Origin of the sequence: Leifsonia psychrotolerans, assembly GCF_013410665.1 — a bacterium.
GTDB classification, from domain to species: domain Bacteria; phylum Actinomycetota; class Actinomycetes; order Actinomycetales; family Microbacteriaceae; genus Cryobacterium; species Cryobacterium psychrotolerans_A.
Genome location: NZ_JACCFM010000001.1, coordinates 733,888 through 745,436, shown reverse-complemented (window position 1 = coordinate 745,436; position 11,549 = coordinate 733,888). Strand labels below are relative to the sequence as shown.

General features: G+C 64.4%; 12 protein-coding genes. 3 read left to right on the top strand and 9 right to left on the bottom strand.

Annotated elements, in window-relative coordinates; all coding sequences use genetic code 11:
• Positions 1 to 64: 64 nt before the first annotated feature.
• The 3 genes from dnaG to dusB all read right to left on the bottom strand — a co-directional run bounded on the left by dnaG (position 65) and on the right by dusB (position 4,478).
• Entirely contained in the window at positions 65 to 1,939 is a 1,875-nt protein-coding gene (dnaG, locus tag HNR05_RS03355; protein ID WP_179577742.1) for a DNA primase, read from the bottom strand.
• A gap of 48 nt (positions 1,940 to 1,987) precedes the next feature.
• A complete protein-coding gene (locus tag HNR05_RS03350; protein WP_179577741.1) occupies positions 1,988 to 3,238 on the bottom strand; it encodes a deoxyguanosinetriphosphate triphosphohydrolase in 1,251 nt (416 codons plus the stop codon).
• Between the two features lie 76 nt (positions 3,239 to 3,314).
• Positions 3,315 to 4,478: a tRNA dihydrouridine synthase DusB gene (dusB, locus tag HNR05_RS03345; protein WP_425485068.1), complete on the bottom strand. Its 1,164-nt coding sequence runs from the start codon at positions 4,476 to 4,478 to the stop codon at positions 3,315 to 3,317.
• A 34-nt stretch (positions 4,479 to 4,512) separates the two neighbouring features.
• On the opposite strand from dusB, the gene HNR05_RS03340 reads away from it, so the two are divergent.
• Entirely contained in the window at positions 4,513 to 5,028 is a 516-nt protein-coding gene (locus HNR05_RS03340) for an aminoacyl-tRNA deacylase (protein WP_179577740.1), read from the top strand.
• Between the two features lie 151 nt (positions 5,029 to 5,179).
• Here the strand turns inward: HNR05_RS03340 and HNR05_RS17730 are convergent, their stop codons facing one another.
• From HNR05_RS17730 to recO, 4 genes are read right to left on the bottom strand one after another with little or no spacing between them, the layout of a single operon-like run.
• Positions 5,180 to 5,311, bottom strand: coding sequence for a hypothetical protein (locus tag HNR05_RS17730; RefSeq protein WP_281369785.1), 132 nt, complete (start codon positions 5,309 to 5,311; stop codon positions 5,180 to 5,182).
• Between the two features lie 7 nt (positions 5,312 to 5,318).
• Positions 5,319 to 5,996 (bottom strand): DsbA family protein, encoded by a 678-nt coding sequence (locus tag HNR05_RS03335; protein WP_179577739.1) that lies wholly within the window; start codon positions 5,994 to 5,996, stop codon positions 5,319 to 5,321.
• Positions 5,997 to 6,034: 38 nt separating this feature from the next.
• Complete coding sequence (locus HNR05_RS03330; protein WP_179577738.1) at positions 6,035 to 6,865, bottom strand: isoprenyl transferase; 831 nt, start codon at positions 6,863 to 6,865, stop codon at positions 6,035 to 6,037.
• Entirely contained in the window at positions 6,862 to 7,584 is a 723-nt protein-coding gene (gene recO, locus HNR05_RS03325; RefSeq protein ID WP_179577737.1) for a DNA repair protein RecO, read from the bottom strand. The genes HNR05_RS03330 and recO overlap by 4 nt, the downstream gene beginning before the upstream one ends.
• A gap of 99 nt (positions 7,585 to 7,683) precedes the next feature.
• On the opposite strand from recO, the gene HNR05_RS03320 reads away from it, so the two are divergent.
• Both HNR05_RS03320 and HNR05_RS03315 read left to right on the top strand, forming a co-directional pair.
• The gene (locus HNR05_RS03320; RefSeq protein WP_179577736.1) at positions 7,684 to 8,343 is read left to right on the top strand and encodes a TRIC cation channel family protein; all 660 of its coding nucleotides are present in this window, start codon (positions 7,684 to 7,686) and stop codon (positions 8,341 to 8,343) included.
• Positions 8,344 to 8,429: 86 nt separating this feature from the next.
• Positions 8,430 to 9,164, top strand: a complete 735-nt coding sequence (locus HNR05_RS03315) for a hypothetical protein (RefSeq protein ID WP_179577735.1) — start codon at positions 8,430 to 8,432, stop codon at positions 9,162 to 9,164.
• Here HNR05_RS03315 and leuA read toward each other — a convergent pair.
• Both leuA and HNR05_RS03305 read right to left on the bottom strand, forming a co-directional pair.
• Complete coding sequence (leuA, locus tag HNR05_RS03310; RefSeq protein WP_179577734.1) at positions 9,161 to 10,927, bottom strand: 2-isopropylmalate synthase; 1,767 nt, start codon at positions 10,925 to 10,927, stop codon at positions 9,161 to 9,163. The two genes, HNR05_RS03315 and leuA, sit on opposite strands and share 4 nt — an antisense overlap.
• 441 nt (positions 10,928 to 11,368) lie before the next feature.
• Positions 11,369 to 11,545 (bottom strand): hypothetical protein, encoded by a 177-nt coding sequence (locus tag HNR05_RS03305; RefSeq protein ID WP_179577733.1) that lies wholly within the window; start codon positions 11,543 to 11,545, stop codon positions 11,369 to 11,371.
• Between the last annotated feature and the right edge of the window lie 4 nt (positions 11,546 to 11,549).

Below are 11,549 nucleotides of genomic sequence, written 5' to 3'. Positions count from 1 at the left end.
ACTCTCAATTTCGCGCAAAACCTGCGTGAAATGAGCGGTGATTGCATGGCTTGCGCCAGCCGGACTACTCTTCGCGCAGGTTGCGCCGCTCGGCCTCGACGCGCACCAGCTCACGTTGCACGGCGACGAAAACCTCGCGATCGGTGGCATCCGTGCGCTGGAGACGACCGAGCAGCTCAGCCTTCTGACGCAACAGATCGCGGTCGATCAACGACACCGCAATGTCTTTCACGTACCGGGTGAGGTCGCGCTCGGTGCGCTCGGGCAGCGGTGCGACGGCGAGCTCCTTCACGAGGTTGCCGAGGGATTCCGGCACGTCGGCGACGATCCGGTCGAGCCAGTCGCTGTCGGCCGAGTACTGCAGGTTGACCGCAATCGCATCACGCACCACGGCGAGCGAGGGGTGCACGATCGTCGCCTGTACGGCACGGTTGATCACGTCAGCGCCGATCTGGGCCGGTAACTGCACCATCGCCATCAGGGCGTCACGTTCCAGCCGCGTGGCGGGGTCATTCGGAAGCTCGACCATCGAAAATGGCGCTTCGACCACCGGCTCGGCAGGCGTGTCATCGTACCGGCGCGGCGGCGGCTGAGCGCCCTCATTCTTGGCCTTGGACTGCGCCTGTGACTGGGCCTGCGCCACAGCACGCTGCACCTCAGGCATGTCGAGGCCGAGCATGCGGGCCAGCTCGCGCGTATAGCCCGGTCGCAGGGACGGGTCACGGATGCTGCCGACCACCGGCGCCGCGGCGCGCAACGCAGAGCTGCGGCCCTCGACGGTGTCGAGATTATATTGACTGAGCACCTGTCGAATCATGAACTCAAACATCGGCTTCTTTGAGTCGATCAATCGGCGCACGGCGTCGTCGCCACGTTTCAGACGCAGGTCGCACGGGTCGAAGCCCTCGGGCGCCACGGCGACGAAGGTTTGAGCGGCGAAGCGCTGCTCCTCGCCGAACGCACGCACGGCGGCCTTCTGACCCGCCGCATCCGGATCGAACGTGAAGACGACCTCGCCGATGCCACTGTCATCGCCGAGTACCCGGCGCAACACCTTGATGTGATCGACGCCGAACGAGGTTCCGCACGTGGCGACGGCCGTGGTGATGCCGGCCAAGTGGCACGCCATTACGTCGGTGTAGCCTTCGACCACGACCACCTGATGGCTGCGCGAAATGTCACGCTTGGCCAGGTCGAGGCCATAGAGCACCTGTGCCTTGTGGTAGATCGGTGTTTCGGGCGTGTTCAGGTATTTGGGACCCTTGTCGTCGTCGAGCAGCTTGCGCGCGCCGAAGCCGATGGTCTGTCCGGTGATGTCGCGGATCGGCCAGACCAAACGGCCCCGAAACCGATCGTAGATGCCGCGATCCCCGCTCGAGACAAGGCCTGAGAGCGTGAGCTCATCGACGCTGAAGCCCTTGCCCTTGAGGTGGTTGGTCAGCTCGTCCCAGCTCTTCGGCGCGAAGCCGATGCCGAATCGATCGGCGGCTGCCGAATCGAACCCGCGCTCTCCGAGAAACTGGCGACCAACCTCCGCGCCAGGGCTGCCGAGCTGTGCCACAAAGAAGTCGGCTGCGGCCTGGTTCGCCGCATAGAGCCGGGCCCGGTTGGTGTGATCCGGCGCGCCCTGGCCGTCTTCATAGTGCAGCTGCAAGCCCACGCGGGCGGCCAGCCGTTCGACGGCCTCGCTGAAGCTCACATGATCCATCTTCTGCAAGAAGGAGTAGACGTCGCCGGATTCGCCGCAGCCGAAACAGTGGTAAAAACCGACCTGTGGGCGCACATGAAAACTGGGGCTGCGTTCGTCGTGAAAGGGGCACAGCCCCTTCATCGATCCAACGCCGGCAGACTTCAGGCTCACATAGTCGCCGATGATGTCGGCAATGTTTGTGCGGGCCTTGACCTCTTCGATGTCACTTTGTCGAATCAGTCCAGCCATGGTGTCGATTCTAGTTGCCCGAGCATCTGCATTCGGGGTGAGCGCGGCCTACGCGCCAACGAGGCGCTCATGCCAGGCCATCGCCGATTGGTCGGTGAGACTCGCGACCTGGTCGACGACGACGCGCTTGCGAGCGGCATCGTCGGATGCTGCGCGCCAGTCTTCGGCAAAACCCGAGTCGAGCGCCGTGCCACCGCTGGCGAAAAGCGTGTCGGCCAGTGACGTGAGAATCTCACGCTGCCGCGCATAGATCGGTTTGCGTGTGGTGGTGGACATCACAAAGGTCGCAACGATTCCCTTGAGCACGGCGATCTCGGCGGCAATCTCACGTGGCACCACCACCGCACCACCAAAACGGATGAGATGGGCGGCCGGGTAGGACTCCCGTGTGGCCTGCACCGCGGCACCGGCGAACCGTCCGATCAGCTGGCTCGTCAGATTTTTCAACCGACCCTGGTCTTGACGGCTTCCGCTCCAGCTTTCAAGCCAGACGTCAAGCGAGTCGAGCCGGTCGAATGCCGCGATGAGTTCGGCGTGCGGAATCTCGCCACCGATCCACTCATACATCGATGCCACGAGTTCTTCGTGATTGGCCCTGCGCGAGAGCGCCGCGACGTCGACGTAGCCGTTGAAGACGGCATCTTCGAAATCGTGCACCGAATAGGCGACGTCGTCGGAGAGATCCATCACCTGGGCTTCGATGCAGAGCTGTCGCTCGGGCGCACCGGAGCGCAACCAGGTGAAGGCATCAATGTCGTCGCGGTAGAAACCGAATTTCGCCCGCCCGCTGGGGTCGGCCACCGACGAGTCGGCCGGCCACGGGTACTTGCAGCTCGCGTCGAGACTGGCTCGCGTGAGGTTGAGCCCGAAGCTTCGACCGTCGGCCCCGAACACCTTGGGTTCGAGACGGGTGAGCAGCCGCAGCGTTTGGGCGTTGCCCTCGAAACCGCCGACATCCGCCGACCAAGAATTCAACGCCTTTTCACCGTTATGCCCAAACGGCGGATGCCCGATGTCGTGCGCCAGGCAGGCCGAGTCGACGATGTCGGGGTCGAGGGCCAGCCGATTCGCGAGTTCGCGACCGATCTGGGCGACCTCCAGCGAATGGGTGAGCCGGTTGCGGGCAAAATCGAGACCGGCCGACGGGCTGAGCACCTGGGTCTTGGCGGCGAGCCGACGCAGGGCGCTCGAGTGCAGCAGTCGCGCACGGTCACGCGCGAAGTCGCTGCGCTTCGAACGGTGTTCCTCGGGCAGCCAGCGTGCTTCGTCGTGCGCGCTGTACCCGGTCTGGTTTGCCACTGCGGTGTGCTCCTTCGAAATGTCTCGTCACCTTCACCGTAGCGACTGCAACCGACATCGGCGCGCAGCCTGCAGCCTAACCGCCGCTGGTGTCGCCTTCGCCCTCGGTCAGGTTGGCCCGTTCGGTGCCGCCCATCTCTTGCGAGTCAAGCCAGCCATCAGGCAGCGCCGGCCGCTTGGGTGTGCCGGCACGTCCGCGCGGGCCTTCGGCTTCGGCACCCGGGTAGGGCTGGTCGTCGTCGAGCGTGCCGAGCAGATCGTCGAGCTGGGCCAGTGATTGCACGGTGGCCAGGCTGGCCCGCAGGTCGCCCCCCACCGGATAACCCTTGAAATACCAGGCGACATGCTTACGGATGTCGCGGCAGCCGCGCTCTTCGCTGTCAAAGAACTCGGTCAGCAGTTCGGCGTGACGACGGAACGCCTTCTTTACCTGACCCAGGTTGGGCTCAGCCTTGACGTGCTCGCCACGGAACGCCGCGGCGAGGTCGCCGAACAGCCACGGGCGCCCCAGGCAGCCGCGCCCGACGACGACACCGTCGCATCCGGTTTCGTAGACCATGCGCAGTGCGTCATCGGCCGACCAGATGTCACCGTTGCCCAGAATCGGAACGGAGGAGATCGTGCTCTTCAGCTTCTCGATGGCAGACCAGTCGGCCTGGCCGGAATAGAACTCAGCGGCGGTGCGAGCGTGCAGCGCGATCGCCGCGACACCGGCTCCCTCGGCGGCTTTGCCGGCCTCGAGGAAGGTGAGGTGATCGGAGTCGATGCCCTTGCGCATCTTCACCGTCAGCGGCAGCGGGCCGGCGGCTGTGACCGCAGCCTCGACGATCTCACGAAACAGGCCGAGTTTCCAAGGCAGCGCCGATCCCCCGCCCTTGCGGGTGACTTTGGGCACCGGACAGCCGAAGTTCAGGTCGATGTGGTCGGCGCGGTCTTCGGCGACGAGCAGGGTCACGGCGTCAGACACGGTCTTCGGGTCGACACCGTACAGCTGAATGGAACGGGTCTTTTCGCTCTCGTGGTGAGTGATGAGACGCATCGACTCCGGAGTGCGTTCGACGAGCGCGCGCGACGTGATCATTTCGCTCACGTACAGTCCGGCACCGAATTCGCGGCACAGCCTGCGGTAGGCCGTGTTGGTGATGCCGGCCATGGGCGCGAGCACAACGGGAACATCGAGCTCGAGTGAGCCGATCGAAAGCGGTGCCGCCGGGCTTATCGTAGGTGTGGGAATCATCATCGAGATCAATTGTCCCAGAAATGGCTGGACGCTGATGCAGAACGCACACCCGGCTGCGGAACCGGGCGCACCGGGCGAGGCTCGCGCGGGCCGGGAGCGGGTCGAGTGGGATGCCGCCCACCGCGGGCTGCCTGTGCGCATCGTCACGCGGCCCGCCGCGCTCAGTCTGTATGAAGCCGCTGCCCTGCTCGGCATCGAGCCCGACGGTATCGTCAAGACGCTCGTCGTGAAACGCTCCAGCGGGGACTACCTCTTCGCGCTGGTGCCCGGTGGCCGCAGGATCTCCTGGCCGAAGCTCCGTGCCCTGGTCGGCGTCAACAAGCTGGCGATGCCGGATGCCGCTCTCGCGTTCGACGCGACAGGGTACGAACGCGGCACCATCACGCCTCTCGGCAGCACACATGCCTGGCCGGTGTATGCCGACGAGTCGCTGGTGGGCCGCGAGGTCGCGATGGGTGCCGGAGAACACGGATATAGCGCCTTCGTCGATGCCGACGAGCTGCTCGCGGCATTCGACGCGACGGTCGCGGACATCAGCGATCCGGAGTAGCCGGCTGAACGAGGGTCTCGACAGGCTCGACCAACGGCCACGCGTCGAACGAGCCCTCACCGTCGATCGAGCCTGTCGAGATCACGCGACCACGTCCCGAAGACGAACCACGAGATCTTGACAGGCTCGACCAGCGGGCCAGATCTGGCTTCTAGACGCCGCAGGCGCCTCCGCCGCAGCATCCACCGGCTTCGGCCTCGCCGATCAGTTCGATGGTGGGTACGCCGGCCGGCGCGGCTGCCTCAGTGGTCAGGGTCGGGGTCGGGGTGTCTGTGTTGCTCATGGTCTGTTTACTCCTCGGTCGATGCTGCGGGGGCCGAAACGGCCGACTTCTCTGATCGTACTTGTTCGAGAACCTGGGTGAACGTTGCTGCGTCCTGTGCCCCCGAAACGCCGTACTTGCCGTCAATGACGAAGAACGGAACGCCCTGGATGCCATATTCCTGGGCCAGCGCGACGTCGGCCTTGACGTCGGCGAGGAATTCGTTGGTGGACAGGGCGCGCATTACGTCGGCTCGGTCGAAGCCGATCTCGGCGGCAATGTCGGCCAGGTCCTCGACGCGGCCGACGTGCTCGCCATCGACGAAGTATGCCTGGAGCAGGCGTTCCTTCATGTCAAGCTGTCGACCCTTCGACTTGGCATAGTGAATGAGCTCGTGCGCCTTGACAGTATTGGTCTGCTGCACGGCGTCATAGTCGTATTCCAAACCGACGCTCGCCGCGATGTCTGTCACGTTCTGGAGCATCTGCTGAACCTGCTCGAGGGGCATGCCCTTGTGCGTGCTGAGATACTCGGCCGGACTGCCGTCGAAGTCGACCGGTGTATCGGGCGCCAGCTCGTAGCTGTGGTACTCCACCTCGACGTCGCCATCGAACTGGGCAACGCCCGCCTCGAACTTGCGCTTGCCGATGTAGCACCAGGGGCACTGAATGTCTGACCAGATGTCTACTTTGATTGTTTCATTCACCCCAGGCGCAACAGCACCGGTCGGCCGGATATTCCCTCTCACCGAGCGGGCGTGTCGACCGCGCCACCGTACCGGCGATTGCGTGAGGCGTAAAGCTCGACGGCCCGCCAGAGGTCGACCCGCGAGAAATCGGGCCAGAGAGTGTCGAGAAAGACCATCTCTGCATATGCGCTCTGCCAGAGCATGAAGTTGCTGGTGCGCTGCTCGCCCGAACTACGCACGAACAGGTCCACATCGGGCAGGTCAGAAATGTAGAGGTGCTTCGCAATCGCCTTCTCGGTGATGCCGGACGGCTTCAAACGGCCGGCCGCGACGTCCTCGGCCAGCTGGCGCACGGCATCCGTGATCTCGGTGCGTCCGCCATAGTTCACGCACATCGTGAGGGTGAGCACATCGTTACCCGCGGTAAGTTGCTCGGCGTACTGCAGTTCAGTGATGACGGATGCCCACAGCTTGGGTTTTCGCCCCGCCCAACGCACCCGCACTCCCCACTCATTGAGCTGATCGCGGCGGCGGTGCAGCACGTCGCGGTTGAAGCCCATCAGGAATCGTACTTCGTCCGGTGACCGCTTCCAGTTCTCGGTCGAGAACGCGTAGACGCTGAGGTGTTTGACGCCAATCTGGATCGCGCCTGCGACGACGTCGAGCAGCGCCGCCTCCCCCGCCTTGTGCCCGTCGACACGCGGCAGACCGCGCGCGTTCGCCCAGCGCCCATTGCCGTCCATGACGACGGCGACATGCTCGGGCACGACCTTCGCTGCGATCTCGGGCGGGTAGACCCCGGTCCAGTCGAGAGGCTTGAACGGCACTGCGTTTTTGTGGGTGTACTGCGGCGAATCATTGTTCTTGGCAAAGGGGTTGCGGCTCATCGGCTGACGTGCTCCAGGGATCGGAGGCCACGCTCGAGATGCCACTGCGTGTAGGCAGCGACGACCCCGGTGGCCTGGGCTTGGGTCTGGTTCGGTGAGGCTTTCGCGTAGTCCCAATCACCGGTGAGCAGAGCCCCGAGCAGGGTAATCGTCGGCGCGTCGAGGCGGGGTGCACCGGGCGGAGCACAGTCAGCACAGACGACGCCGCCCAGTTGCACGACCACGGCCGAATGCGGCCCGACGGCTCCGCAGCGCGAGCAGTCCTGAAAGCTCGGAGCCCAGCCGGCCATGGAGAGAGCGCGCAACAGGTAGGAATCCAGGGTGAGGCTGGCGCCGTGTTCGTGGCGCGACAGCGAGCGCAGGGCTCCGACCAGCAGCAGATACTGTTGCAGGGAGCCCTCGGACTCGGTCAGCTTGTCGGCTGTCTCGACCATCGCGCTCGCCGCGGTATAGCTCGGATAGTCGGCGGTGATCTGCGCGCCGTAGGAGCCGAGCGACTCAGCTTGCGTGATCACGTCGAGGCTGCGCCCCTCATACAGTTGCACGTCGGCGACCATGAACGGCTCGAGACGGGCCCCGAATTTCGAGCCGGTGCGCCGTACCCCTTTGGCGACGGCGCGCACCTTGCCATTGTGGCGGGTGAGAAGCGTGACGATACGGTCTGCTTCGCCCAACTTCTGGGTTCGCAGCACGACGGCTTCATCACGGTAGACAGGCACCCCTTGATTCTCCCACCCCTTGCTGCGCTGCCGCAGACAATCGGATGCCGCGTGGCGTCGCTGTGCGAATCGGCTCGCGCGTCGTGATACCAATAGTGAGTGACTTCGAGCCTCTTCACCATTCCCCTGTGGATCGACCTGACCGCCGTGGCGATCGGCGCCATTCAGGGGGCCATGTTCGCCGGACGATTCACCGACCGTCGTTTCGACCTACTCGGAGTCGCCCTGATCGGAATCGTCGTTGGCCTTGGTGGCGGTCTACTACGAGACATCCTGCTCGGCGGCGTTCCCGCCGCGCTCCAAAGCAATTGGTACCTGCCGGTCGCGACCGGTTTCGCGCTGCTGGGGATGCTGCTGCAGCGCCTCTTCACACGCTTGAACCCACTGATCATTGCGCTCGACGCGGTGACCATCGGGCTGTTCGGCGTAATCGGAACCACAAAGGCGCTCTCCAACGGCCTGCCCGAAATTCCAGCCCTCTTCGTCGGGGTCGTCTCGGCGGTCGGCGGCTCAATCTTGCGCGACGTGATGCTGAACGTACCGATCGCCGTAATGCACGTCGGATCGCTCTATGCGGTCGCCGCCGGAGTGGGCAGCGGATTGCTGGTCATTCTCGTGCTCCTCAACGTGCAGATCACGGTGGCGGCAATCATCTGTGTGATCGTGACGACAGTGATCCGAATTCTTGCCGCCAAGTACGGCTGGAGCCTGCCACAGCAACGAGCGATCGGCAGCTGGCCGCGCTGGCGTCGTCGATAGTCTGCCGCTCGCTGTGTGGCTCTAGCCTTTCCCGCCTGCCGGGTAGACACTGGAATTACCATTTTCAGCGGGCAGGGAGGTTTCTCATGTCGCCACACGCCATCAGTTCACCTGACTTCATGCCGGTGCTTTCGCGAGGCAAACATCGAACCCCGCGCAGCGGCGGGTGCTTCATGGAGTTCGCGTCGTACCTGGCGGGAGAAACGTGGAGCGATCATCCCGCCTGCACGCATCCGCAGCTTGCCTCACTGGCGCGCATGACAAACGACTGCACCTCCGACGCCGCCCGCTCGAACCTGGCGGCTCTCATTCCGTCGGTGATCGGATTGCGTGGCGACGACTCCGACGAACAACGGATCAGCCTGATCGTGGCCCTGCGGGCGGCAACCAGCGCGCTTCCCGTAGCGAATCTGGAACGGCAGCGCGCCCTTGCGGTCGGCATCCTCACCTGCGAACACATGCTCATGCGGCATAGCGGCGGATTCTCGAGTGGCATGCGAGCTCAGACGCGCCAGGCCTTCGCGCAAGCGCCCGACACCGAAAAGTGGGCGCGTCACTTCATCGTCGAGGCCGGCTCATTCGCTCACACCAAGTTCACGTCACGCACGGCTGACTCCATTGTGCGCACGGCGGTGCAGGGCATTGCCGAGGCCTGCGACCCCGACATCGACGGACGCCTGAACCGTTTGCTCACTGCGGCGATCGACGACTGCACGACGGCACTGGCCGAGACGGATGTCGCGGAGAGTGCGACACCGACGGCGACGGCGACGGCGACGGCTGCTGAATCGCAGGCCGCGCCGCCGCTCAGGACTCGCTAGACGCGTGCCAGCGCGCGGTCAGCACTGTCGATGCGTACACCGCGATTGACCGCCGAAACGACGGCCTTCAGGGAAGCCGTCGAGATGTCGGCGTCGATTCCGACTCCCCAGTAGCGCGTGCCGTTGACATCGAGTTCGACGTAGGCGGCAGCAGTGGCATCGCCCCCGGCCGACATGGCGTGCTCGACGTAGTCGTACAGGGTGATGTCGAGGCCGCGCTCGGCCATCACGCCGAGGAACGCCGCGACCGGGCCATTGCCGGATCCGGTGGCCGAACCAACGACGTCGCCGTCACGCAGATCAACGGTGAGTTCGACGGACCCCGAGAGGTCACTTGCGGTACGCGTCGAGAGGAGCTCGAAGCGACCCCACTTGGCGTTGGCGTCGGCCAGCTTGGTCGGCAGGTACTCGTCGTTGAAGATTGCCCAGATTTGGTCGCTCGAAACCTCGCCACCCTCGGCATCCGTCTTGGCCTGCACAACGCCCGAGAACTCGATCTGCAGCTTGCGCGGCAGGTCGAGAGCGTGATCGGTTTTCAGCAGGTAGGCGACTCCGCCCTTGCCGGACTGCGAATTGACCCGGATCACGGCCTCATAGCTGCGGCCGAGGTCTTTCGGGTCGATCGGCAGGTAGGGAACCGCCCAAACGAGGTCGTCAACGCTTCGTCCTGCGGCCTCAGCCTCGGCGGCCATTGCTTCGAAGCCCTTCTTGATGGCGTCCTGATGCGACCCGCTGAATGCGGTGAAGACAAGGTCGCCGGCCCAGGGGCTGCGCTCGGGAACGGGCAGTTGGTTGCAGTGCTCGGCGGTGCGTTTGACCTCGTCGATGTTGCTGAAGTCGATCTGGGGGTCGATGCCCTGCGTGAACAGGTTGATGCCGAGGGCGACCAGGTCGACGTTGCCCGTGCGCTCACCATTGCCGAACAGGCAGCCCTCGATGCGGTCGGCGCCGGCCAGATAACCCAGCTCTGCGGCGGCGATGGCCGTGCCGCGGTCGTTGTGCGGGTGGAGCGAGATGATGATGTTCTCGCGCTGGGCCAAGTGGCGACCCATCCACTCGATCGAGTCGGCGTAGATATTCGGGGTCGACATTTCAACCGTCGACGGCAGGTTGATGATGACCTTGCGCTCGGGCGTCGGCTCGAAGACTTCGACGACCTGGTTGCAGATATCAACGGCAAATGCGAGTTCGGTGCCGGTGTAGCTCTCGGGCGAGTACTCGTAATAGATGTCGGTGCCGGGCACCAGTGATTCCATCTCGCGGCAGAGGCGCGCACCGCTCAAGGCGATGTCGATGATGCCCTGCTTGTCTTGACGGAAGACGACGTCACGCTGCAGCACACTCGTCGAGTTGTACAGGTGCACGATGGCCTGCTTGGCGCCCACGAGTGACTCGTAGGTGCGACGAATGAGGTGTTCGCGCGCCTGGGTGAGCACCTGAATGGTGACGTCATCCGGGATCGCATTTTCTTCGATGAGGCTGCGCACGAAGTCAAAGTCGGTCTGACTTGCCGACGGAAAGCCGACCTCGATCTCTTTGTAGCCCATGCGCACGAGCAGGTCGAACATGATGCGCTTGCGCTCGGGGCTCATCGGGTCGATCAGAGCCTGGTTGCCATCACGCAGATCGACCGCGCACCAGCGCGGTGCCTGCGTGATCTGTTTGCTCGGCCAGGTGCGATCGGGCAGGTCTACCCGGAACTGCTCATGGTACGGGCGGTACTTGTGGATCGGCATAGCCGACGCGGTCTGGTTGTTCTTCATGATCCGTGATCTCCTCGCGAGTGGTGATGAGCCGACGACAAACTCCGCGACGAGGGAGGCCTCAGATTAGGACTCGTCGCGGCAGCTAAGGAGGAGCGCACCAAACAACACGAATATAGGCTAGCACCGTTTTTCTTTCATGCCTGGCACACCTCGCTACACTCCCAGCTTGCCTCTTGTGCCGGGGTGCTGTGACGATGAACGGTGGATGCCGTGCCGCCGACACCCACTGGGAGCTTTGCTCCGCGCGCCGGAGCCCTGTCGCGCGGGTTCAGTCGCGATGGGAGTCAGTCGCGCATCAGCCTCGGAAGGTAAGTCGCTGCGCGTCAGTCGCGGAGCGTCAGTCGCGGCAGGTCAGTCGCGGCAGGTCAGTCGCGGCAGGTCAGTCGCGGCAGGTCAGTCGCGGCAGGTCAGTCGCGGCAGGTCAGTCGCGGCCGCGCGTCAGTTGCGGCGGTGGGTGTCGGTGCGGTGGCGGTTGGCGTCGCGCCAGGTGCGGCTCGGGTCGATCCAGGCCGGGGCTTTCACTTGGGGGCGGCCGTTGACCATGAGGATCTCCCAGCCGGACGTTTCGATGGTGTGATGATGTCGCCAACACAACGCCACACCATTGTGCATCAATCAC

Bases quoted from the DNA above. Each gene is read 5' to 3' on its own strand.
- dnaG (WP_179577742.1), bottom strand. From the start codon at position 1,939: ATGGCTGGACTGATTCGACAAAGTGACATCGAAGAGGTCAAGGCCCGC.
- dusB (WP_425485068.1), bottom strand. From the start codon at position 4,478: ATGATGATTCCCACACCTACGATAAGCCCGGCGGCACCGCTTTCGATC.
- HNR05_RS03340 (WP_179577740.1), top strand. From the start codon at position 4,513: ATGCAGAACGCACACCCGGCTGCGGAACCGGGCGCACCGGGCGAGGCT.
- HNR05_RS17730 (WP_281369785.1), bottom strand. From the start codon at position 5,311: ATGAGCAACACAGACACCCCGACCCCGACCCTGACCACTGAGGCAGCC.
- HNR05_RS03330 (WP_179577738.1), bottom strand. From the start codon at position 6,865: ATGAGCCGCAACCCCTTTGCCAAGAACAATGATTCGCCGCAGTACACC.
- HNR05_RS03315 (WP_179577735.1), top strand. From the start codon at position 8,430: ATGTCGCCACACGCCATCAGTTCACCTGACTTCATGCCGGTGCTTTCG.
- leuA (WP_179577734.1), bottom strand. From the start codon at position 10,927: ATGAAGAACAACCAGACCGCGTCGGCTATGCCGATCCACAAGTACCGC.